The sequence below is a fragment of the Streptomyces sp. FH025 genome (genome assembly GCF_017427025.1).
In the GTDB taxonomy this organism is placed as follows: Bacteria; Actinomycetota; Actinomycetes; order Streptomycetales; family Streptomycetaceae; genus Kitasatospora.
The window spans coordinates 1-21,768 of the sequence record NZ_JAFLNG010000053.1; the positions used below are offsets into that span (position 1 = coordinate 1).

20 protein-coding genes and 3 pseudogenes are annotated in these 21,768 nt (G+C 73.0%); 16 read left to right on the top strand and 7 right to left on the bottom strand.

What is annotated here, in order from left to right:
• Positions 1–121: 121 nt before the first annotated feature.
• Positions 122–1,114 (top strand): annotated as a pseudogene (locus tag J0670_RS06395) (aldo/keto reductase); the annotation flags it as partial.
• 33 nt (positions 1,115–1,147) lie between these two features.
• Here the strand turns inward: J0670_RS06395 and J0670_RS40500 are convergent.
• A complete protein-coding gene (locus tag J0670_RS40500) occupies positions 1,148–1,579 on the bottom strand; it encodes an SRPBCC family protein (protein ID WP_207810414.1) in 432 nt (143 codons plus the stop codon).
• Between the two features lie 257 nt (positions 1,580–1,836).
• On the opposite strand from J0670_RS40500, the gene J0670_RS06405 reads away from it, so the two are divergent.
• Genes J0670_RS06405 through J0670_RS06425 form a run of 5 tightly spaced genes read left to right on the top strand, consistent with a single transcriptional unit; the run spans position 1,837 to position 7,039 of the window.
• Positions 1,837–2,721 carry an ABC transporter substrate-binding protein gene (locus tag J0670_RS06405; protein WP_207810399.1) on the top strand — a complete coding sequence of 295 codons (885 nt, stop codon included), beginning with the start codon at positions 1,837–1,839 and terminating at the stop codon, positions 2,719–2,721.
• A gap of 31 nt (positions 2,722–2,752) precedes the next feature.
• On the top strand, positions 2,753–3,715 hold the full coding sequence (locus tag J0670_RS06410; protein ID WP_207810400.1) for an amino acid ABC transporter permease: 963 nt from the start codon (positions 2,753–2,755) through the stop codon (positions 3,713–3,715).
• 35 nt (positions 3,716–3,750) lie between these two features.
• Positions 3,751–4,509 carry an amino acid ABC transporter ATP-binding protein gene (locus J0670_RS06415; protein ID WP_207810415.1) on the top strand — a complete coding sequence of 253 codons (759 nt, stop codon included), beginning with the start codon at positions 3,751–3,753 and terminating at the stop codon, positions 4,507–4,509.
• Between the two features lie 29 nt (positions 4,510–4,538).
• A complete protein-coding gene (locus J0670_RS06420) occupies positions 4,539–6,179 on the top strand; it encodes a D-aminoacylase (protein ID WP_307806407.1) in 1,641 nt (546 codons plus the stop codon).
• On the top strand, positions 6,176–7,039 hold the full coding sequence (locus J0670_RS06425; RefSeq protein WP_207810401.1) for a serine hydrolase: 864 nt from the start codon (positions 6,176–6,178) through the stop codon (positions 7,037–7,039). Before J0670_RS06420 ends, J0670_RS06425 begins: the two co-directional genes overlap by 4 nt.
• 21 nt (positions 7,040–7,060) lie before the next feature.
• Here J0670_RS06425 and J0670_RS06430 read toward each other — a convergent pair whose 3' ends face one another.
• From J0670_RS06430 to J0670_RS06440, 3 genes are all read right to left on the bottom strand, one after another.
• Positions 7,061–7,225: a hypothetical protein gene (locus tag J0670_RS06430; protein WP_207810402.1), complete on the bottom strand. Its 165-nt coding sequence runs from the start codon at positions 7,223–7,225 to the stop codon at positions 7,061–7,063.
• Between the two features lie 108 nt (positions 7,226–7,333).
• Positions 7,334–8,260: a LysR family transcriptional regulator gene (locus J0670_RS06435; RefSeq protein ID WP_207810403.1), complete on the bottom strand. Its 927-nt coding sequence runs from the start codon at positions 8,258–8,260 to the stop codon at positions 7,334–7,336.
• A gap of 33 nt (positions 8,261–8,293) precedes the next feature.
• Positions 8,294–8,929, bottom strand: a complete 636-nt coding sequence (locus J0670_RS06440; protein ID WP_207810404.1) for an NAD(P)-dependent oxidoreductase — start codon at positions 8,927–8,929, stop codon at positions 8,294–8,296.
• A 158-nt stretch (positions 8,930–9,087) separates the two neighbouring features.
• Here J0670_RS06440 and J0670_RS06445 point away from each other — a divergent pair, with 158 nt between their 5' ends.
• Positions 9,088–9,861: an SDR family NAD(P)-dependent oxidoreductase gene (locus J0670_RS06445; RefSeq protein ID WP_243436605.1), complete on the top strand. Its 774-nt coding sequence runs from the start codon at positions 9,088–9,090 to the stop codon at positions 9,859–9,861.
• Between the two features lie 102 nt (positions 9,862–9,963).
• The gene (locus J0670_RS06450; protein ID WP_207810405.1) at positions 9,964–10,581 is read left to right on the top strand and encodes a TetR/AcrR family transcriptional regulator; all 618 of its coding nucleotides are present in this window, start codon (positions 9,964–9,966) and stop codon (positions 10,579–10,581) included.
• Between the two features lie 187 nt (positions 10,582–10,768).
• Here the strand turns inward: J0670_RS06450 and lysA are convergent, their stop codons facing one another.
• Entirely contained in the window at positions 10,769–12,100 is a 1,332-nt protein-coding gene (gene lysA / locus J0670_RS06455; protein WP_307806408.1) for a diaminopimelate decarboxylase, read from the bottom strand.
• A 192-nt stretch (positions 12,101–12,292) separates the two neighbouring features.
• On the opposite strand from lysA, the gene J0670_RS06460 reads away from it, so the two are divergent.
• From J0670_RS06460 to J0670_RS06480, 5 genes and pseudogenes are all read left to right on the top strand, one after another.
• Positions 12,293–12,934: a GntR family transcriptional regulator gene (locus J0670_RS06460; RefSeq protein WP_207810407.1), complete on the top strand. Its 642-nt coding sequence runs from the start codon at positions 12,293–12,295 to the stop codon at positions 12,932–12,934.
• Between the two features lie 80 nt (positions 12,935–13,014).
• The gene (locus J0670_RS06465; protein ID WP_207810408.1) at positions 13,015–14,256 is read left to right on the top strand and encodes an MFS transporter; all 1,242 of its coding nucleotides are present in this window, start codon (positions 13,015–13,017) and stop codon (positions 14,254–14,256) included.
• Between the two features lie 55 nt (positions 14,257–14,311).
• A complete protein-coding gene (locus J0670_RS06470) occupies positions 14,312–15,520 on the top strand; it encodes an IS701 family transposase (RefSeq protein ID WP_207810409.1) in 1,209 nt (402 codons plus the stop codon).
• A gap of 350 nt (positions 15,521–15,870) precedes the next feature.
• Complete coding sequence (locus J0670_RS06475) at positions 15,871–16,380, top strand: GNAT family N-acetyltransferase (RefSeq protein ID WP_207810410.1); 510 nt, start codon at positions 15,871–15,873, stop codon at positions 16,378–16,380.
• Positions 16,381–16,425: 45 nt separating this feature from the next.
• Positions 16,426–16,923: pseudogene (locus tag J0670_RS06480) on the top strand (Uma2 family endonuclease); the annotation flags it as partial.
• A gap of 48 nt (positions 16,924–16,971) precedes the next feature.
• On the opposite strand, the gene J0670_RS06485 reads toward J0670_RS06480, so the two are convergent.
• The gene (locus J0670_RS06485; RefSeq protein ID WP_243436607.1) at positions 16,972–17,619 is read right to left on the bottom strand and encodes a YbhB/YbcL family Raf kinase inhibitor-like protein; all 648 of its coding nucleotides are present in this window, start codon (positions 17,617–17,619) and stop codon (positions 16,972–16,974) included.
• 192 nt (positions 17,620–17,811) lie between these two features.
• Between J0670_RS06485 and J0670_RS06490 the strand changes: the two genes are divergently transcribed.
• The 3 genes and pseudogenes from J0670_RS06490 (at position 17,812) to J0670_RS06495 (ending at position 20,018) form a co-directional block, all read left to right on the top strand.
• Positions 17,812–18,687 carry a helix-turn-helix transcriptional regulator gene (locus tag J0670_RS06490; protein ID WP_207810411.1) on the top strand — a complete coding sequence of 292 codons (876 nt, stop codon included), beginning with the start codon at positions 17,812–17,814 and terminating at the stop codon, positions 18,685–18,687.
• A 54-nt stretch (positions 18,688–18,741) separates the two neighbouring features.
• Positions 18,742–19,011 (top strand): annotated as a pseudogene (locus J0670_RS39000) (DUF6228 family protein); the annotation flags it as partial.
• 437 nt (positions 19,012–19,448) lie between these two features.
• Positions 19,449–20,018, top strand: a complete 570-nt coding sequence (locus tag J0670_RS06495) for a hypothetical protein (protein WP_207810412.1) — start codon at positions 19,449–19,451, stop codon at positions 20,016–20,018.
• Positions 20,019–20,414: 396 nt separating this feature from the next.
• Here the strand turns inward: J0670_RS06495 and J0670_RS06500 are convergent, their stop codons facing one another.
• On the bottom strand, positions 20,415–21,620 hold the full coding sequence (locus J0670_RS06500) for an alpha/beta hydrolase (RefSeq protein ID WP_207810413.1): 1,206 nt from the start codon (positions 21,618–21,620) through the stop codon (positions 20,415–20,417).
• Positions 21,621–21,768 lie beyond the last annotated feature (148 nt).

The window sequence follows — 21,768 nt, forward strand, 5'->3', positions numbered from 1 at the left end:
AGGCGCGAGCGTGCTAGCTTGAGAGCATCCTAACGGAACGGGAGTCCCATTAGTGGGCTCCGAGGGGAGTGCTGCTGTCATGGCAACCAACGATGTGAGTTCCGCCGGCGCGGGATCGGGCATGGAATACCGCCGGCTCGGCGCGTCCGGACTCATGGTCCCCGCGCTCAGCCTCGGCACCGGCACCTTCGGCGGCAGCGGCCCGCTGTTCGGTGCCTGGGGCACCACCGACGTCCAGGAGGCCCGCCGCCTGCTCGACATCGCCATCGACGCCGGGGTCACCCTCTTCGACACCGCCGACGTCTACTCCGACGGCGCCTCCGAGGAGGTGCTCGGCCAGGCGATCCGCGGCCGCCGCGACCAGGTGCTCATCTCCACCAAGGCCGGCCTGCCGACCGGCGACGGCCCGCAGGACGCCGGCACCTCCCGCGACCGGCTGATCCGCTCGGTGGACGGCGCCCTGCGCCGCCTCGGCACTGACCACCTGGACCTCTTCCAGCTGCACGCCTACGACGCCGGCACCCCGATCGAGGAGGTGCTGGCCACCCTGGAGGACCTCGTCCGCGCGGGCAAGATCCGCTACACCGGCGTCTCCAACTTCTCCGGCTGGCAGCTGATGAAGTCCCTCGCCCTCGCCGACCGCCACGGACGCCCCCGCTACGCCGCCCACCAGGTCTACTACTCCCTGGTCGGCCGCGACTACGAGTGGGAGCTGATGCCGCTCGCCCAGGAGGAGGGCGTCGGCGCCCTGGTGTGGAGCCCGCTCGGCTGGGGCCGCCTCACCGGCCGGATCCGGCGCGGCCAGCCGCTCCCGGCCGGCAGCCGCCTGCACGACACCGCCGACTACGGCCCGCCGGTCGAGGACGAGCTGCTGTACGGCGTGGTCGACGCGCTCGACGAGGTCGCCGCCGAGACCGGCCGCACCGTCCCGCAGGTGGCGATCAACTGGCTGCTGCGCCGCCCGACCGTCTCCTCGGTCATCATCGGCGCCCGCAACGAGGAGCAGCTGCGGCAGAACCTCGGCGCGGTCGGCTGGTCGCTGACCGAGAAGCAGGTGGCCCGGCTGGACGCGGCCAGCGCCCGCACCGCGCCGTACCCGTACTTCCCGTACCGGCCGGTCGTGGCCGCCCGTCTCCCGGACGGTCGGCTACCGCTCCGCCTCCATCATGTTCTTGAACTGCTCCAGGTCGCCCCGGACGGTGTTCTCGATCTGGTGAATCTGGGCCATGCCCCGCGGGCCGCCGAAGGTGTCGTGGACGGCCTCCGGCTCGTACTCGAGCCGCACCTGCACCTGGCTGTGGTTCTGGTCCAGCGACCGCACCGAGAGGGTGCCCTTCAGCTCCGGGCTGCCCTGGGTCTCCCAGGCCAGGACCTGTTCGTTGCCGCGTTCGGTGAGGACGGCCTCGAACTCCTGTTGCACCTCGCCGGCCCGTACGTCCAGATGGGCGCGGTTGGGGCTGGGCGCATGGGCGCGTTGGACGCCGTCCATGAACGTCGCGTAGGACTCCACGTCGTGCAGCCGCTCCCAGACCTTCTGCGCGGGGGCGTTGATGTCGATCTGCTCCTCAAGCCTGCTCATCGCGAACGTCACCTCCTGGCCCGGGACACCGGGCTCCTCGGGTTTCTTCCAGCCTCCGCCGCCGACACCCGCCCGGCAACCAGGGCCGAGCGCCGATCCTTCACAAACGGCGACGGTCCGTCCGGCCGCAAATACGCAGGGCAGCGGGGCTAGCGGTATGAAAATCGTTGGTCAGGCAGCAATAGCTTCATCATCTTCCGTTCACCCGGACCCGGCTGCCAGCATCAGCCCACCGTCACCGCCTGAGGGAGTCGCCGATGAACCGCCCCCGTTCCCTGCGCTGTCTGGCCGCGCTGGCCCTGGTCGCACTCGCCGCCACCGCCTGCGGTCGGTCCGACCAGGGCAGTTCCCCGTCCACCGCCGCCGGGCAGAACACCTCCGGCAAGAGTGCCGCCGAGCTGCTCCCGGCGAAGAACAAGCAGAGCGGCGTGCTCAGAGTGGCCACCTCCGTCGGCTACCCGCCGATGGAGATGTACAAGACCGGGACCACCGAGCTGACCGGCGTCGACCCGGACCTCGCCGCCGCGATCGCCGGGCGGCTCGGGCTCAAGCTCGAACTCTCCAACTCCTCCTTCGACGGGCTCATCCCGGGCCTCCAGGCCGGCCGCTACGACCTGGTGATGTCCTCCATGACCGACAGCGAACAGCGCCGCCAGGCCGTCGACTTCGTCGACTACTTCCGCACCGGCGGCGTCATCATGACGAAGAAGGGCAACCCCGAGGGCATCAAGTCCCTCGAAGACCTCTGCGGGAAGAAGGTCGTCCTCGCCAAGGGCAGCTCCAACCTGGAGATCGGCGAGCAGCAGAACGCCAAGTGCGCTACCAAGATGGCCATCTCGCAGAGCGAGGACTCCCCGACCGGACTGCTCCAGCTCGACAGCGACCGCGCCGTGGCCACCATCGTGGACTACCCGGTGGCGCAGATGTTCGTGAAGAACAGCGGCTCCTACGAGGTTCTCCCCGAGCAGTACGGCACGGCGCCGTGGGGCATCGCGGTGGCGAAGAAGGACGCCGGACTGCGCGACGCGGTGCAGAAGGCGCTCCAGGAGCTGATCGACGGCGGCGACTACCGCAAGGTGCTGGACACCTACCAGGTCGGCGGCAGCGCCGTCGAGCACGCCACCGTCAACGCGGCGCAGTGAGAACGGCGGGCACGACGAGATGAGCACCGACATGACACGCCCCGCGACCCCCGCCGCGGGCACCGGGGCGCCCGAGGACGACCTCGCGCTCCTGGTGACCGGCCGGCCCCGCCCGGGCCACTGGATCGCCGTTCTGGCCTCGGCCTTCGTGGCCGTCTGGCTCGCCTGGACCATCATCGTCAACCCCAACCTGCACTGGGACATCGTCGCGAAGTACCAGTTCGACGGCGTGATCCTGGAAGGGCTCTGGGTGACGGTCCAACTCACCCTGATCTCCCAGGTGGTGGGCATCGTCATCGGCGTGGTGGTCGCGGTGATGCAGCTGTCCGACAGTCCGGTGCTGCGCACCACGGCCGGCGCGTACACCTGGTTCTTCCGCGGCACCCCGCTGCTGGTCCAGCTGATCTTCTGGTTCAACCTGGCGCTTCTCTTCCCGGAGATCAGCATCGGCATCCCCTTCGACGGCCCCAAGCTGGTCAGTTGGCAGTCCAACACGCTGATCACCGGCTTCGTTGCGGCGCTGCTCGGCCTGTCGATCAACGAGGGCGCCTACATGTCCGAGATCGTCCGGGCCGGCATCCAGAGCGTGGACCCCGGGCAGCGCGAGGCAGGAGCCTCGCTGGGCATGTCCAACCGGCAGGTCCTCACCCGGGTGGTGCTGCCGCAGGCGATGCGGGTGATCATCCCTCCGTTCGGGAACCAGTTCATCTCGATGCTGAAGACCACCTCGCTGGTGTCCGTGATCGCCGGCGCCGACCTGATGACCGTCTCCCAGCACCTCTACCTCGCCAACTTCGAGGTGATAGCGCTGCTGATCGTCGCGTCCATCTGGTACCTGGTGCTGACCACCATCGCGAGCATCGCCCAGCACGCCGTGGAGCGGAGGTTCAACCCGGCCTCCGCACCGCCCCCGCTGCACCGGAGGGTGCTGGGCAACCTGCGGCCGGGGCGCGGGCCCAAGAAGGTCACGACCGTGAAGGGGGAGGCCAAGTGAGCACGACGCCGAGCAAGCCGCCGACCGACGAGGTGATCCTCTCGGCCAGGGGGGTGCGCAAGCGCTTCGGCGAGATCGAGGTGCTGTGCGGCATCGACCTGGAGGTCCGCGCGGGGGAGGTGCTGTGCGTGATCGGGCCCTCGGGCTCCGGCAAGTCCACGCTGCTGCGCTGCTTCAACCACCTGGAGAAGATCGACGCCGGGCGGATCGAGGTGAACGGCGAGCTGGTCGGCTACGAGCCCTACGGGTCGGCGGGCCGGCTGCGCGAGCGGCGCCCGCGCGACATCCGGCACCAGCGCGAGCGGATCGGCATGGTCTTCCAGCGCTTCCACCTGTTCCCGCACCGCACCGCCCTGCAGAACGTGATGGAGGGCCCGACGCAGGTCAAGCGCAGCCCGCGCGGGGAGGCCGAGCGCCGGGCCCGCGAGCTGCTCGACCGGGTCGGCCTCGCCGACCGGGCCGACCACTACCCGGCGCAGCTCTCCGGCGGCCAGCAGCAGCGCGTCGCCATCGCCCGGGCGCTGGCCATGGAACCGACCCTGATGCTGTTCGACGAGCCCACCTCCGCGCTCGACCCCGAACTCGTCGGCGAGGTCCTGGGCGTGATGCGCGACCTCGCCCGCAGCGGCATGACGATGGTCGTCGTCACCCACGAGATGGGCTTCGCCCGCGAGGTCGCCGACCGGGTCGTCTTCATGGACCGCGGCGCCGTCGTGGAGGCCGGCAACCCGGCCGACGTGTTCACCGCCCCGCGGCACGACCGCACCCGGGCCTTCCTCTCGACCGTGCTCTGATGGGATCACTCGTGACGATGGGACCACCCGTGACCACAACCCCGCCCGCCCCCCGGATCGACCTGCTGCTGCGCGGCGGCACCCTGGTGGACGGCACCGGAGCCGCCGCCCGGCCGGCCGACCTCGCCGTCTGCGGCGGCCGGGTCACCGTGCTGCCGCCGGGCACCGAGGTGGCCGCGGCCGAGATCCTGGACGTCACCGGACGGGTCGTCACCCCCGGCTTCATCGACGTCCACACCCACTCCGACGCGCTCGCCGCCCCGCTCGGCGGAGGCACCCACACCGACGGCGACGCCCTCGACGAACTGCGGCTGGCCCCGCTGCTCCAGGGCGTCACCACCGAGATCGGCGGCAACTGCGGCAGCAGCCTGTTCCCCTCGCTGCCCGAGCGGCTGCCCGAACTGGCCGAGCACCTGCGGGTCTCCTTCGGTCTCGGGCCGGTGCCGCCCGCCGAGGACTTCGACGCCTTCGCCGCCGGCCAGCGGCCCGAGCTGCGGCGCAACCACCTCGCCTCGCTGGTCGGCCACGGCACGCTGCGGGCCGGGGTGATGGGCTTCGAGGACCGCCCGCCCCGCCCGGAGGAACTGGCCGCCATGTGCGAGCTGCTCGACCGGGCGCTCGCCCAGGGCGCCGCCGGGCTGTCCACCGGGCTGATCTACCCGCCCGGGGTCTATGCCGACACCGAGGAGATCGTCGCCCTGGCGAAGGTCGCCGCCCGCCACGGCAAGCCGTACGTGACCCACCTGCGCGACGAGATGTCCCAGGTGGAGAAGGCGCTGGAGGAGGCACTGGAGATCGCCGTGCGCTCCGGCGCTCCCTTGCAGGTCTCCCACCACAAGACCGCCGGTCGGTACGCCTGGGGTGCCACCCTGCGCACCCTGCCGCGCCTGGAGCAGGCCCGCGCCGAGGGCGTGGACGTGCTCTGCGACGTCTACCCGTACACCGCGGGCAGCACCGTGCTGCACGCGATGCTGCCGCCGTGGACCAGTGAGGGCGGGGTGGCCGCCCTGCTGGAGCGGCTGCGCGGTCCCGAGGTGCGCGACCGGATCCGGGCGGACATCGCGAACGGCGTGGACGGCTGGGAGAACACCGTCGGCAACGGCGGCTGGGACCTGATATCGGTGGCCGCCGCCCCGGCCCGCCGCGCCGCCGAGGGCCGGCGGATCGCCGACCTGGCCGCCGAGCGGGGAGCCGACCCGGTGGACTACGCCTGCGACCTGCTGCTGGACTCGCAGGGCGAGGTGACCATCATCAGCCACTCGATGCGCGAGGACGACGTCCGCCGGGTGCTGGCCAGCCCGCTGTCGATGATCGGCTCGGACGGAGTGCCCAAACCCGGCCGCCCGCACCCGCGTTGGGCGGGCAGCTTCGCCCGGGTGCTCGGCCACTACGGGCGCCGCGAGGGACTGCTGCCGCTGGAGCTCGCGGTGCACAAGATGACCGGGCTGCCCGCCGAGCGGTTCCGGCTGACCGGGCGCGGAGTGCTGCGCGACGGCGCCGTGGCGGACCTGGTGGTGCTGGACCCGGACGCCGTCCTCGACGGCGCGACCTTCGAGCAGCCGCTGCTGCCGCCCACGGGCGTGGAGACCGTCCTGGTGGCCGGGAGTGTCGCGGTGCGCGACGGTCGGCCGACCACGGCCCGGGCCGGAGAGGTGGTGCGGGTCCGATGAGCCTCGCCCAGGTGGCCGCCGCCGCGCGCAGCTCGGCGGCGCTGCCGCTGACCCTGTCCGTCGCCGCCGTCGACGTGGACGGCGGAGGCGTGGACGCCGACGGCGGGGGAGAGTCCGTCGGCGTGGACGACATGGTCGTCCTGCCGGTCGCCAGCGCCTCCAAGCTGCTGCTGCTGGCCGAGGTCGCGCGGCGGCTGGACGGCGGCGAACTGGCGCCGGAGGAGCCGGTGGAGGTCCGGCCCGAGGACGTGACGGGTGGCACCGGCCTGCTGGCCCGGCTGAGCCGGCCCGGCTGGACGGTCGAGGACCTGGCCTGGCTGACCGCCGCCGTCAGCGACAACACCGCCACCAACGCGCTGCTGCGCCTGGTCGGCCTCCCGGCCACCGTTCGGCTCGCGCGCGACCTCGGGCTGGAGCACCTCACCCTGCACGACCGGGTGCGCGACGAACGCGGGCCCGGCGTGCCGCCCGTCTTCGCCACCGGCACCGCCCGGGACCTCGCCCGCCTGGTGGCCCTCGCCGTCCGCGGCGAACTGGCCTCCCCGACGGCCTCGGCCCGGCTGCTCGGCTGGATGCGCGCCAACACCGACCACGGTCTGGTGCCCGCGCTGATCGACCACGACCCGTACGCGCCGGGCTTCCCCGAACCGCTGCCCGGCCGCCTGCTGGTGGCCAACAAGACCGGGACGGACACCGGCGTACGGGCCGACGCGGGCGTCATCGTGGGCGCCCGCCGGGTGGCGTACGCCGTGATCGCGCACTGGGACGTGGCGCTGGGCCCCAGCACCGAACGGGCCGCCGTGCACGCCATCCGGGAGGTCGGCCGCGCCCTCGCCGCCTGGGCCCAGCGGGCCGCGTGAGACGGCCGGCCGGTCGCCGCCTCAGCTGCCGGTCGGCTCCACGCGGGTCTGGGTGTGTCCGCCCGCGGTGGAGGCGGTCTCCTCGTCGGCGACCACGGAGGTCGAGGCGTGCCGGTCGTGGGTCGTCGCCGTCGCCGTCACCGCGACGGACAGGAGGGCCGCGGCGGCGACCAGGAGCGCGGACATCCGACGGATCATCGGTCTTCCCATCGACGGAGGGATGCCGGCGGGTGCAGCATGGCACACCCGCGGCCCGCCGCACAGGGCCTGGGCCGACGGCTCCCGCAGGGGAGGTCAGACGGCCCACCGCATGTCGAGCAGGGATCTGATCTCCCCTGCGGCGGAGGCCAGTTCGGCGAGGAAGGCGCGCAGCGCCGGGTTGCGGTTGGTGGCGCGGGTGGCCACCCCGATCCGGCGGTGCAGCTGCGGGTGGTCCAGCCGGCAGACGTGCACCCCGGCGCTGTCGGCCAGGCCGAGCGCCGGGATCAGCGCGACGCCCATGCCGGCCCGCGCGAGGTTGATGGTGACCTGGTAGTGGTCGCTGCGGCAGCGCACCCGGGGGCGGAACCCCTCCGCCGCGCAGGCGCGTTCGAGCACCGGCTCGCCGGTGCTGCCGCCGTGGGTGCCGATCCAGCTCTCGCCCTCCAGCTCGGCCAGCCGCACCACCGACCGCCGCCCGAGCCGGTGCCGCAGCGGCACCACGACCAGCTGCGGCTCCTCGAAGAACATCCGTACGTCCACCACCGCCTGGCGGCACCACGGGTCCAGCGGGTGCTCGAAGACCACGGCCACGTCCAGCCGGCCGGCCTCCAGGTCCGGCAGCAGCTCGTGCGGCTGGCCCATGATCAGCTCCAGCTCCACCTGCGGGTGCCCGGCCGAGAACGCCGCCAGCGCCCGGGGCAGCAGGTCCAGCCCGGCGGAGGCGAAGAAGCCGATCCGCAGCACGCCGGCCGCGCCCTCGGAGTGCTCCCGCAGGTCGTCCCGGGCGACGGCCATCAGATCGGCGATCGCCTGGGCGTGCTCTGCCAGCCGCACCCCCGCGGCCGTCAGCCGCAGCGACTGCGGGGCCCGTTCCACCAGCGCGACCCCCAGCTCCTGCTCCAGGCGGGCGAGCTGGTGCGAGATGGCGGACGGGCTCAGGTGCAGGGCCTGCGCCGCGGCCACGATGGTGCCGCGGCGGGCGATCTCCAGCAGGACGTGCAGTCGGGCGCTGTTCAGCATCGGCCCAGGCTAAGGCCTGTCTGACAATAGTCATCAGTCGTCGGCGAGGTGGACCAGCCGCCGGAAGGCCTCCGGGTCGCCGAGGTGCGCGGTGATCCAGGCGGCGACGGTGGCGCGGGCGGCGGTGCCGGCGAGCGGGAGCGGGCGGCCGTAGGAGACCAGCGGTCCCGCGGACGGCGGGCCGTCCTTGAGCATCGGCACCCGGACGACCGTCCACGGGGTCTCGGACTCGGCGAGCACGGCCTCCATCCGGGCCAGGTCGCGGTGGATCTCCCGGTACAGCCGGTCGACCACGAGCGTGCTCACCAGCCGCTGGGCGAAGGGCAGTCGGGAGGTGTCCAGCCCGGCGGAGCTCATCGTGACCAGGTGTCCGACCCCGCCGGCCCGGCAGGCGGCGACCGCCTCCCGCGCGCCGGCCGAGAAGACGGTGGTGGCCCGGCGCCCGGTGGTGCCGAGGGCGGTGACCACCGCGTCCTGGCCGGCCAGCGGCTCGTGCAGGGAGCCGGGCCGGGTGGCGTCGGCCCGGGCGGTGAGCGGGGTGCCGTGCTCGAAGGCCGGCAGCCGGGCCGGGTCGCGGGCGACGGCGGTGACGGTGTGTCCGGCCGCGAGAGCGAGGTCGACCACCAGGCGGCCGGTGCGCCCGTTGGCGCCGACGACGGCGATCTTCATCCGATCCTCCGGGGAGACGGGTGTTTGAGATTCGGCCTTGAGATTCGGCCTTCGGGTTCAGCCTTGAGATTCAGTCAGACGGACTGTATGACTGAATCAGTTGCACCACAGGGAACCAGCAGCCGATCGAGAGCGCAAGCCCAAAGGAGCAAGGGGACATGGGAGTTGTGGGAGTTCGATACTCGGACCTGACCGGCAAGGTCGTCGTGATCACCGGCGGCAGCCGCGGAATCGGCGCGGAGACCGCCCGCGCCTTCGCCCACCAGGGCGCGGCCGTCGCCGTCCTCGGCCGCGACCGGGCGGCGCTCGACGCCGTCGCGGACGACCTGCGGGCGCTCGGCGTCGGGGCGCTCGGCCTCGTTGCCGACAGCACCGACGCGGCGGCCCTCGCGACCGCCGCCGAGCGGATCGGGCGGGAACTCGGCCCGGTCGACGTCCTGGCGGCCTTCGCCGGCGGCGACGGCTACCCGGTGCCGACCGTCCGGGAGACCGAGGAGCACTGGCGGTCCGTCCTGGACGGCGACCTCACCGCCACCTTCCTCACCGTCCGGGCCTTCCTGCCCGGCCTGCTGGAACGCGGCCGCGGCTCGATCGTCACCATGGCCTCGACGGCCGGCCGGCTGCCCGGCGGTTCCTCCGCCGCGTACGCCGTGGCCAAGGCGGGAGTGCTGATGTTCACCCGTCACCTCGCGCTGGAGGTCGCCGGTCAGGGTGTGCGGGTCAACGCGATCGCCCCCGGCGCCGTCCGCACCGAACGGACCGCCGGGCGGATGCCGCCCGAGGTGCAGGCGGCGGTCGCCGCCGCGCACCCGCTCGGACGGCTCGGCGAACCGGCGGACATCGCCTCCGCCGCGCTCTTCCTGGCCTCGGAGGCCTCCGCCTGGATCACCGGCCAGACCCTCGACGTCAGCGGCGGGCGGGTCATCGTCTGACCGCACCGGCGACGCGGGCCGGCGGGCTGATCGGGGATACTTCCGACGCAGGCGATACCGACGCGGCGGACCAGCCGCGCGCGAGCAGCGGAGGAGAGCGCGATGAGCCCCCGGTCGTACCGGATGGGACAGCGGCAGGCCGAGGTCGACGAGACCCGGGCGCGGATCGTCGCCGCCGCCCGAGCCCACCTGACCGAGACCGGCACGCTCTCGCTGGACGCCGTCGCCAAGCGCGCCGACGTCGCCCGGGCGACCGTCTACTACCAGTACGGCTCCAAGACCCGCCTGCTGGAGGCGGTCTGCGACGCCCTCGCCGCCGAGGGCGGCATGGCCCACCTCGCCGACGCGTTCGGCCACGCCGACCCGTGGACGGCGGTCGACCGCTTCGTCGAGGTGATGGCCGGCTTCTGGGCGGTCGACCCCGACTGCACCCGCCGCCTGCGCGCCCTCGGCGCGCTCGACGATGAGGTCGGCAAGGTCATCGCCGACCGCGACGACCGCCGCCGGCACGGCGCCGCCGTGCTCGCCGCCAGGCTCCCGGCCGCCCCGCCCGACGCGGCCGCGCTGCTGTTCGTCCTCACGGCCTTCGAGACCTTCGACGCCCTCGCGGCCGAGGGGGCGCCCCGAGCGGTGGGCACCCCCGGCGAGCCCTTCCGGACGGACGCGGCCTCCGCCGTCACCCGCCTGGTCCGCGCCGCGCTCGGCGGGCCGGTCTCCTAGGCCATGTCTGACAATTAGCGTCGGATCAGCGTGCGGCGTTGGGGTGCGTGCATCGCAAGGCGGAGGAGGGAGCCACTGCGGTGGGGGCACCTCCCGGCCGAAGGCTGGGGGCCATTGGCGACCGACGACAACGCGGCGAGGTGCGTGCCCCGGCGTCGCACGCCCGGCGGGAATTGTCAGACAGGCCTTAGGCCTTGTGCGCCGGCTGCGCGGCCACCAGCTCGGCCTGGTCGGCGGCCACGTCCAGCCGCAGCAGATCGTGCTCGGTCTCCCGGCGCACCACCAGGCGGGCCCGGCCGTCCCGGACGAAGACCACGGCGGGCCGGGGCAGCTTGTTGTAGTTGGACGCCATGGCGTAGCCGTAGGCCCCGGTGACCGGGGTGGCGAGCAGGTCCCCGATCCGGAGGTCGGCCGGGAGCGCGGCGTCGTCGATGATCACGTCGCCGCTCTCGCAGTGCTTGCCGACCAGCCGGGCCCGCCGCGGCCGGGGCGCCTCGGGGCATCGCGGCAGGAAGGCCTCGTAGCGGGCGCCGTACAGGGCGGGGCGCAGGTTGTCGCTCATGCCGCCGTCCACGCTCACATAGGTGCGCACGCCCTCGATCGGCTTGATGGTGCCGACCCGGTACAGGGTCATCCCTGCCCGGGCGGTGATCGAGCGGCCGGGCTCGACGCCCACCTCGCCGGTCCAGCCCGCGCCGCGCACCGCCGCGTGCACCCGCTCGGCCCAGACGGCGAAGGAGGGCGCGCTCTGTCCGCCGAGGTAGGCCACGCCCAGGCCGCCGCCCACGGTCAGCCGGCGCACCCCGGACTCCACCGCGAAGCGGGCCATGGTGGCGGCGCCGTCGGCCAGTTCGGCCGGGTCCAGCACCTGCGAGCCGACGTGGGCGTGCACGCCCTCCAGCCGTACGGCGGGGGAGTCGGCGGCGCGGCGCACCGCGGCCTCGGCGGCGCCGCCGGCCAGGCCGAAGCCGAACTTGGAGTCGTGGCCGCCGGTCTGGATGGCCTGGTGGGCGCCGGCCGCGACACCGGGCGCGACCCGCAGCTGGACCCGGGCCGGGGGCAGGCCCTCGGTGCGGTGCAGCCGCTCGATCCGGTCCAGCTCGTCGAAGCTGTCCACCACGATGTGGCGCACGCCCACGGTCATCGCGGTGCGCAGCTCGGCCTCGTCCTTGTTGTTGCCGTGCAGCACGATCCGCTCCGGCTCCACCCCGGCGTACAGCGCGGTGCGCAGCTCGCCGCCGGAGGCGACGTCCAGCAGCAGGCCCTCCTCGGCGGCGAGGCGGGCCATGGCGGTGCAGAGGAAGGCCTTGGAGGCGTAGGCGACGTTGCCCCGGCCGAAGGCGGCCACCGCCTCCCGGCAGCGCCGGCGCAGGTGCTCCTCGTCGTAGACGAACAGCGGGGTGCCGTACTCGCGGGCCACCGCCTCCAGCGGGACGCCGCCGACGGCCAGCCCCTCGGGCCGGAACTCGGCGGTGAGCGGCAGCAGGCCCGGATCGACGGGCGGCGGGGATGACGACACAGGGGACACGGCTTCCTCCCGGCAGGCTGGCTGGCCCGCCCATCCTCGGCCCTGCGGGAGGGGGCGAGAAAGCGCATTCTTCCGGCCCTGAGCAGTACCGGAATCGATGCTCCCGGGTCGATGCCCGACTGGCGGACGGCCGCGTCCGGAGCCATGCATCCAAGCTTGTATCTATGGTGCTACGGTGGCTCCATGCCCGACACCCCGCCGCCCGCCCGCATCCCGGCCGCGGACCGCGCGTACGAACTCACCAAGGACCTCATCCTCAGTGGCGGCCTCCCCGGCGGGATGCTGATCAGCGAGGGCGAGATCGCCGAACGCGCCGCGCTCAGCCGCACCCCGGTCCGGGAGGCCTTCCTGCGGCTCCAGGCCGAGGGCCTGCTCCAGCTCTTCCCCAAGCGCGGCGCCGTCGTGGTGCCGGTGGGGCCGGGCGAGGCGGAGGACGTGCTGGAACTGCGCGAGGCGCTGGAGAGCACCGCCGTACGCCGCATCACCCGCCGCGCCGAGCCGCTCGACGACCTGCTGCGGCAGCTGTCCGAGCTGATCGACCTCCAGCGCGAGCCCGCCCGCCGCGCCGACGTCGGGGCCTTCGCGGACGCCGACGAGGCCTTCCACCGGGGCATCGTGACGGCCGGCGGCAACGCGCTCGCCGAGCGCTTCTACGAGACGCTGCGCGACCGCCAGCGGCGCATGGCCGTGCAGCTGCTCCAGCCCCGGCCGGAGCGGCTGGCCGCGCTGATAGAGGAGCACACCGCGCTGGTCGAGCGCATCGCGGCCCGCGACGCCGCCGGCTTCACCGAGGCGCTGCGCGCCCACCTGGACGCGCACCGCTGAGCCTCCTCCGCCGCGCGGCAGCGGCCGCGCACCCCCGACGGACCGCCGGGACCCACCATCCGACAAGGAGCAGCACCACCATGAGCACCACCCGGCGGCCGTCCGCCAGTCCCGTCGCGCCCACCGGCCGGGGCAGGCCCTGGCTGGTCGCGGCCCTGGCGATGCTCTGCTGCGGCTGGGGCGGCAACCAGTTCACCCCGCTGCTGCTGATGTACCGCCACCTCGGCGGCTACTCCGAGGTCACCGTGGACGCCTTCCTCGGGGCGTACGTCCTTGGGCTGGTTCCCGGACTGCTGGTCGGCGGGGCGGCCTCGGACCGCTACGGGCGCCGCCCGCTGATGACCGGCGCGGTCGTCGCCTCGCTCGCCGCCAGCGGCGTGCTGTGCGGCGGCGTCACCGGCGAACTCCCCATCTACGCAGGGCGGTTCCTCACCGGCATAGCCGTCGGCATCGCGATGGCGGTCGGCACCAGCTGGGTCAAGGAACTCTCCCAGGCCCCGCACGACCCGTCCGCCGACCCGGGCGCCGGCGCCCGGCGGGCCTCCCTGGCGCTCACCCTCGGCTTCGGCCTCGGCGCCGGCGTGGCCGGCGCGCTCGCCCAGTGGGGCCCCTGGCCGATGGTCACCCCGTACCTCGCCCACCTGCTGGTCACCGTACCGGTGCTGTTCCTGCTGCCGAAGGCGGTGGAATCGCGCGCCCGCTCGGCCGCCGTCCGGAGCCTATGGGCCGACCTCAAGGTCCCCGCCGCGGGGCACCGCCGCTTCCTGCGGGTGATACTCCCGATGGCTCCCTGGGTGTTCGGCTCGGCCGGCGTGGCCTACGCGGTGACCCCGCAGCTGGTCGGCGACCGGCTCGGCGACTGGTCGCTGGCCTACGCCACCCTGCTGACCGTCCTCACCCTCGGCACCGGCGCGCTCGTCCAGCCCTTCGCCAAGCGGCTGGACTCGCTGGACTCGGCGCGCGGCATCATCGTCTCGATGGTCCTGATGGCCTGCGGCATGGCCGTCTGCGCCGGCGACGCGGCGCTCCGCTCGCCCCTGCTCGGCCTCGGCGGCGCGGTCTTCCTCGGTGCCGCGTACGGCATCGGCGTCGTCTCCGGCCTGCTGGAGATCCAGCGCATCGTCACCCCGGACGACCTGGCCGGCATCACCGGCGTCTACTACGCCCTCTGCTACTCGGGCTTCCTGCTGCCCGCCCTGCTCGCGGCGCTCTCCTCGCTGGCCTCCTACACCGTGATGCTCTCGGTGGTGACCGCCCTCGCGCTCGCCAGCCTCGCCGTGATCGCCTTCTCCTCCCGCCGGACGGCCCCCGCCGCCCCCTAGTAGTGCTTTGTTAGGAGGCTTGTCGCATCGTGTGGTCGGTAGTTCTCTGGCTCTCATGAGGGCTGGGGAGCTTGCGGTGTGGCGGGGACGGCTGGAGGAGTTCGCGGCCGAGGTGTTCGCGCCCTTGGCCCGCTGTGATCAGCGGGCCAAGGGCGGGCTGTATCTGCGGGGGCTGCTGCTGGACGGCCGGCGCAAGTCGATGCAGCCGATGGCCGAGCGGCTCGGGGTTGACCACCAGCAGTTGCAGCAGTTCATGACGTCCTCGACCTGGCCTGTCGGGGACGTGCGGGCCCGGCTGGCACGCAGGGCCGTGCGAGCGGTGCGGCCCGAGGTGTGGGCCGTGGACGACACCGGGTTCCCCAAGGACGGCAGGGCCTCGCCCGGGGTCGCCCGGCAGTACTCCGGCACCCTGGGCAAGGTCGGCAACTGCCAGATCGGCGTCAGCGTCCACGCGGTCTCCGACAACGCCTCCTGCCCGCTGTCCTGGCGCCTGTTCCTGCCCGAGTCCTGGGACGGGCCCGAGGCGACCGGGCGGCGTGTGGCCTGCCGGATCCCCGAGGACGAGCACCACCGGCCGAAATGGGCCCTGGCGCTGGACATGCTCGACGAGCTCGCCGCCACGGGACTGCGGCCCGCCGTGCTGGTCGCGGACACCGCCTACGGCGCGAACGCCGACTTCCGCCATGGCCTGGAGGACCGCTTCCTGGCCTACGTGTTGCAGGCGAAGGGCGAGATGACCGCCTATGGCGAGGACGCCGAACCGTATCGGCCTGCCTACGGCGGTCTGGGGCCGCGGCCGCTCCCGCGCTATCGCACCCGCCCGCTCTCCCTGCGAGAACACGTGCTGGCCGCCGGACGCCGGGCCGGGCGGAGTGTGACCTGGCGCAAGGGTTCCAAAGCGGCGATGAGCTCGCACTTCGTCCTGCTGCGGGTCCGCCTCGCCGGGCGGCGTCCCAAACCGGCCGCCGACGGCACGATCCCCCTGACCTGGCTGATCGCCCAGTGGCCGGAGAACGAGGCGGAGCCGGTCAAGTACTGGATCTCGAACCTGCCCGCCGACATCCCCGCCAAGGACCTGGTCCGGCTGGCGAAGTCACGCTGGCGGATCGAACACGACTACCGCGAGCTGAAGACCCGTCTGGGCCTGGACCACTTCGAGGGCCGTTCCTTCATCGGCTGGTACCGCCACGTCACGCTCGTCAGTGCCGCCCACCTGTTCCTCACCGAACAGCGGGCCCTCCCAAAAGCCCTGGCCAGGGCCTGACCTTCTACCAGGCCCTGGACCTCCTCCAACACCTCATCGCGACATGGACCGGCCACTGCCCAACATGCCGACAACCCATCCCATGGCAGACCTACGACACCACCTAACAAAGCACTACTAGGGTCCTGTCTCTTGGATCCTTGCCGGGTCCGCGACGCCAGGGCACGCACCTCGCCGCGTTGTCGTCGGTCGCCAATGCTCCGCAGTGGCTCCCTCCTCCGCCTTGCGATGCACGCACCCTGACGCCGCGGCCTGATCCGACAAAATCCAAGAGACAGGCCCCTAGGGTCCCTCCGCTGCGCCATAAATCGGTTTGCCCTCGTCCGGGGCCGTACGGCAGGGTCCACGGCATGCGTGAACCGAACGAACTGGAACTGCGCCGGGTGAGCTCCGACGACTGGCCGCTCTGGCGCGAACTGCGCCTGGCCGCCCTGGCCGAGGCGCCGTACGCCTTCGGCTCGACCCTGGCCGATTGGCAGGACGCCGAGGAGGCCCGCTGGCGCTCCCGGCTGGAGCTGCCCGGTGCCCTCGACCTGGTCGCGGTCCTGGACGGCCGCCCGGTCGCGATGGCCAGCGGCGTGCCGGCCGAGGAGGACGCGGCTGCCGCCGAGCTGATCTCCATGTGGGTCGGCCCGCAGGCCCGCGGCAAGGGCGTGGCGGACCGGCTGATCGCCGAGATCGCCCGCTGGGCCGCCGACCGGGGCCGCACCACCCTCAAGCTGGCGGTCGCCCCCGACAACCCCGCCGCCCTCGCCCTCTACCGCCGCAACGGCTTCGCCGACACCGACGAGCCCGGCGACCTGATGGCGGACGGCGTACGGCGGGAGCTGGTCATGGCGAAGAGCCTGACGAACCCGTAGACGCGGCGATGGGGTCGCAGGCCACCGTGACCTTCACCGACGAGCGACCGCATCGAGATCGTCGAGGGAGTCATCACCCCCACGTCACCGTCGTGGGCGCACGAGGCGGCCACCGAGGTCGTCCGTCGCCAGCTCAGCCGCCGGTTGGAACAGCTCGACCTGGTGTCCGGCTCCGGCAACCTCGACCTGCCCGGCAGCGAGAACTGGTACATCCCGGACCTGGCCGTGGTGCCCGCAGACCTCGCCGCCAAGACCGAAGGCGCGCTGCTGCCCGATCAGACCCTCCTGATCGTCGAGGTCAGCTCCCCCTCCGACGCGGAGACCGACCGTGTTGTCAAGCGCCGCCGCTACGGCCAGTACGGTGCTCCGCTCTACCTCCTCGTCGACCGGCAGAACCGCAGCTGCACCCTGTACAGCGAACCGACCCGCCTCGGCTACGCCGAGGTGAACGGTCCGCACCCCTTCGGCACACCCGTTCACCTCCCGGCGCCCTTCGACCTCGACCTCGACACGGCCCGCCTCGGCGGTGCCGCGCCGAGGTGATGCGGAGGGCCTGCCCCGGCGTCGCGTCCGGACTGCGTTCGTCCGGCTTCAGCGGCGGGCGTCGGCGGTGAGCCGGGCGTAGCCGATGACGTGACTGCTCATGGTGAAGGCGGTGACGGTGGGCGGCGTGGTGGCGGGCAGGCCCAGGGTGGGGGTGTCCAGCGCGTAGACGGTGATCTGGTAGCGGTGGGTGATGTCGCCGGCTCCCGGGCAGGGGCCGAGGTAGCCGGTCGCTCCGGCGTCGTTGGTGCCCGTGACCGTCCCGGGCGGCGGAGTGGTGTCCAGACCGGTGGTGGTGGCCGGGATGTCCCAGGTCGTCCAGTGCCAGAAGCCGGCTCCGGTCGGTGCGTCGGGGTCGAACATGGTCACGGCGTAGCTGCGGGTGTCCGCCGGCGCTCCGTGCCAGGCCAGGCGGACCTGCCGGTTGCCGCCGGAGCAGCCGAAGGCGTTCGCCCAGGCACCGGCCGGGAACCGGCCGCCGTTGCGCAGGTCGGGGCTGGTGACGGTGAAGCGGGCGGCGGCGTCGGGGACACCGGCGCGGACGTCGACGAAGCCGTAGCCGCCGTCGCCGTCACCGGCGCCGTGGTGCCGGGTACCGCCCGGCGATGCGGCTGCCGTCAGCGTCAGGCCGGCGGCGAGGACGGCGGCGGTGGTGGCCAGTGCGGTGGTGCGGCGGGATGGGCGCTTCATGGTCATGGGGGAGTGGTCCTCCTGATCGGTTCGGCTGTGGTGCCCGGCCAACGATCGCGGCGGCCGGGGCGCCCAGACAGGCCCGCCGGATGGTGGCACCCGGAGTACCACGGTCGCCGCTGGACGGGCGGGGCGGCCGTTGAGGATCATCGTCGGCATGACGAGGGTCGGCATGAGGAGGCGGAATGGATACGCGGGATGAGTAGTCGCGTGGTCCGGCGCCGGACCGATCTGGCCGAGTTCCTGCGCGCCGTGCGGGCGCGGTTGCAGCCGTCGCAGGTCGGCCTTCCCGAGGGCGGGCGGCGGCGGACGCCGGGCCTGCGCCGGCAGGAGGTCGCGCAACTCGCGGCGGTCAGCGTCGAGTGGTACGTGCGGTTGGAGCAGGGCCGGGTGGGCACGCCCGGCGCCGCGGTGCTCGACGCGCTGGCCCGGGCCCTGCGGCTGTCGCCGTCCGAGCGGCGGCACCTGCACCTGATCGGGCGCGGCGAGGCTCCGGCCGGGCCGCAGGTCTGCGCGCCGATCCACGACTCGCTGCGGGTCCTGCTGGACGGCATGCCGCTGCTGCCCGGCTACGTCATGGACTTCCGTCTGGACGTGCTCGCCCACAACGCCGCGGCGGCGGCGCTGTTCGGCGCGGACTTCGGCACCGGTGGGGCGGACAACATCGCCCGGCTGCTGTTCCTCTCACCGCGGATGCGCGAGTCGCAACTGGACTGGGAACGGGTGGCCCGTGAGACGGTCGGCAACCTGCGCGCCAACCTCGCGGCTCACCGCGACGACGCCCGCCTGCTCGCCCTGATCGCCGAACTGCGGGACGGCAGCCCCGAGTTCGCGACCTGGTGGCACGACCACACGGTGCAGGAGCGAGCCCACGGAACCAAGCGGGTCCGCCATCCGGTGGCCGGTGAACTCGCCCTCTGCTACGACGTCCTGGCGACACTGGAGGGATCGGGCCAGCGCCTGGTCGCCGTCACACCGGTCGACCCGGCGTCCGACCGTGCCCTGCGCACGCTCATGGCGGACCACGCGGCCTCCCTGGCGGGCCCGGGCGTCCACCCCATCGTCGCGGCGTAGGAGAACCCGACGGCCGGGGGACACGAATCGCCATGACGGGCGAGCTGGGACCGCGAGTCCCTGGCCGACTTCCTCGGCCGCCTCGCCGCCGACTTCCGCGGCTGGGACGGCGAGCGCACCTGGAGGACGAACCACCTCGCGCTGCGAGCCGTCTTCCGGTCCGGCGGCCACGTCGCCCTGACCTGGAGGCTCATCCCCTGGACCATCCGGGAGGACGCGTGGGAAGCATGCGTGACCACCCGGCTGGAGGCCGGTGAGCAACTGTCCGCCCTCGCCGCCGATCTGAGGGAGTTCCTCGCACCTCGGACCGCTGCCCGTGGCTGAGCTGCGACGGGCCCGGACGGAGATCTGGTCGGCTCAGCACCGCATCGACACAGTGGCCCGAGCGGCGATCCGTCGTTTCGACGCGGTGGCGGGGGAACACGGCGAGAGCGCGTACCGCAGCAAGTGGTGCGAGCACTTTCCCCGCACCGAGCTCGAGGCACTCAGATCCGCCTGGCGCAACCACCGGGACGCCTCGTGCGCCCGATGGCGCGCTGCGGTCATGAACGCTTCCAGTTCGTGATCGACGGTGACGACGCCAGTGTCGCCGGCGGTCCGCTGGACGAGTGGTTCCGAAGGGTCCATCGCCCCTTCGACACCCGAGGGATCCGGTGGACGGTCAACCCAGCACCCACACTGCTGAGAAGACCCGCTTCAGCACGGTCCCGTCCCGGGCTGCTCCGCCTTGCCACCGTGGGCGGGCAGCCTTGGAGGAACACGTGAACCCGCAGACAACCGCCGCCATGGCTGCGGCTGCCACCACCACCGTTGTCAGCCTGCTCGGCTTCACCATTCAGGACTGGCTCGCGCGACGCTCTCGGCTCAAACGGCGAGAGACGCTGTTCGAGGACGCATCGCGGCGGGTGTCCTTCGCAACGGAGTGGTGGAAGGCGATGGAGCTGCTGAGTCCGCAGCCTGATGAACTGACCGAGGCCAAGGCCACGAGTCTCGCGTGGTTGAACGAGGCCTCGATGCTGGTCCCCGAGGTCAGGCAACTGCCCGTAGCCGAGCGAGCCCAGCTTTCCCCGAGCAGAGTGCTGCTGTTCTACCGCTTCGAGCGCCGACCTGCGAAAGCCATCCGGCTCTGCTTCTACCTCGCTCTGGCCTTCGCCATCCTCTACGCGGCCATCATCCCCTCCGACCGTGGCACCAGCTACTTCGCCTCCGACGTCCTCATGCTGGCCCTGTGTCTTCTCCTGGCCCTGCTGCTGCGCGCCTGGGCGGTCACGGTTGAGAAACGCCGTCCGAGCCCAGTCCGGTGGCCGACGGCTCCGGGCTCGGACTCCTGACGCTCCGCCGCATCAACGCGGACGTTGTTTGAGTGCGACACCAGCGAACAGTTCTGATGCGATCAGTGATCGAACGCAATGAGCGAGCTCGTGGCGGGTGCTGAGAGCCGGTGGTCGTGCCAGATCGCAGCTGTCATCGCGAGGATCCGCAGCGCGATGGAAGATGCTCTGCCGGAAGGGGTGAGGAGTTGCCGTGGTCGCGGTGGCGGGGACGTCCGTCGAGGCGTCGCCTCGCCTTGAGGGCGCCGGGTGGACGTCGTCCTCGGGGAGGCTCGCATCCTCGCGGGACGTCCCGCCGCCGGGACGTCCCGCCTGACGCCACAGGGCGCGTCTGCGGCGCGGCGGGAACGGCGGGACCAGCAGGAACACATCCTCCGGGACGGATCGAACGCCCCGTCAGGGCCGCTGGAAGACGACCTCCGGGTACGCCGCCGACGGGCGGTCGAGCAATCGCTGCGGGACGCCCTTCAGGTGCAGGTCGAAGAAGGCGCCGACGTAGGCCCGGGTGATCTTCTCGGCGCGCAGCGGGGCGAGCGTCGCTTCGGGGTCGGGCAGGCCCGCGCGAGCCCCGATGATCGGACCGTCGGTGAAGCTCCCGTGGTCGGAGCCGGTCACGGACAGCCAGCGCTTCCAGCCGTCCATTCGTGCCCAGGCATCGTTCCAACTGGTGTCCCAGCCTGAGGGGTTGTGAACGGACTGGGTGCCGAGCATGAGGAAGGGCCGTCCGCCCAGCCCGTCGGCGGGAACCGGGTCGAAGAACTTGCCGTCCATGTTGACCCCGGCGCGGATCCGCTGGTCGGTGGCCATCGTGCTGGCTGCCGAGTTGCCGCCGATGGAGTGCCCGGCCATGCCGATCCGGTCCCGGTCGATCATGTGGGCGTAGGGCCAGGCCGGGCGGGGGCCGGTCAGCCGGTCGAGGACGAAGGAGATGTCCTTGGCCCGGCTCGGGGGTATGGCCGCGATCTTGTCGATATCCGGGTCCCCGCAGATGGCGCAGGGCAGGGTGCGCCCGTCCGGGAAGGTGGTGCCGGAGGTCTCGTAGGTGTGGTCGACGGCGGCGACGACGTACCCGCGGCTGGCCAGGTCCTCGGCGAGGCCGGTGAGCGTGGCACGTGGAAGCGTGAACCCGGGCGAGAGGACGACGAGCGGGAACCTGCCCGGCGCCGGGCGCGCGTCGGTGCGTGCCCACGGGTGGAGGCCGGTGGCCGCCTCGGGCGGCACGTTGCCGCCCGGAACCTGGGACTGCAGCAGCAGCCGGGCCTCCTCGGCGGTCAGGTACGGGGTCGCCGGCCCGCCCGTCCCGGGGCGGGCCGGGTAGTACATCGACACCATCAACTGCCGTGGCCCCGCGGACGGCACCCACGGGTCCGGGCGACCTTCGTCGACGAGGTGCAGCGTGCTGCGGCCGACGGGCTGCGACCCCGTCGGCCGGGGCAGGTCGAGCCTCGCGGTGGACGCCTCCGCGGCGGTAGCGGAGGCAGCGCCGGGGGCGACAGCGGCGGCGGGCCCGGGCGCTGCCAACGCCGAACCCGCCCCGGCGATCGGCAACGGCAGGACGAGGGCGAGCACGGCGGCCACGGCGGTGCGACGGAGTTTGGTCATGCGGAAACGGTAGGTCGCCGAACAGTGCTCCGACCTCGCCGAGAATGCTGATGCGATGTCATCTCCGCGGTGTAGCAGCACATCACCTCCGAGGATGACGGAAGTCTGCGGTTCCCGGTCATCCGGCGGAGAGCCGAGCGGCGAACGT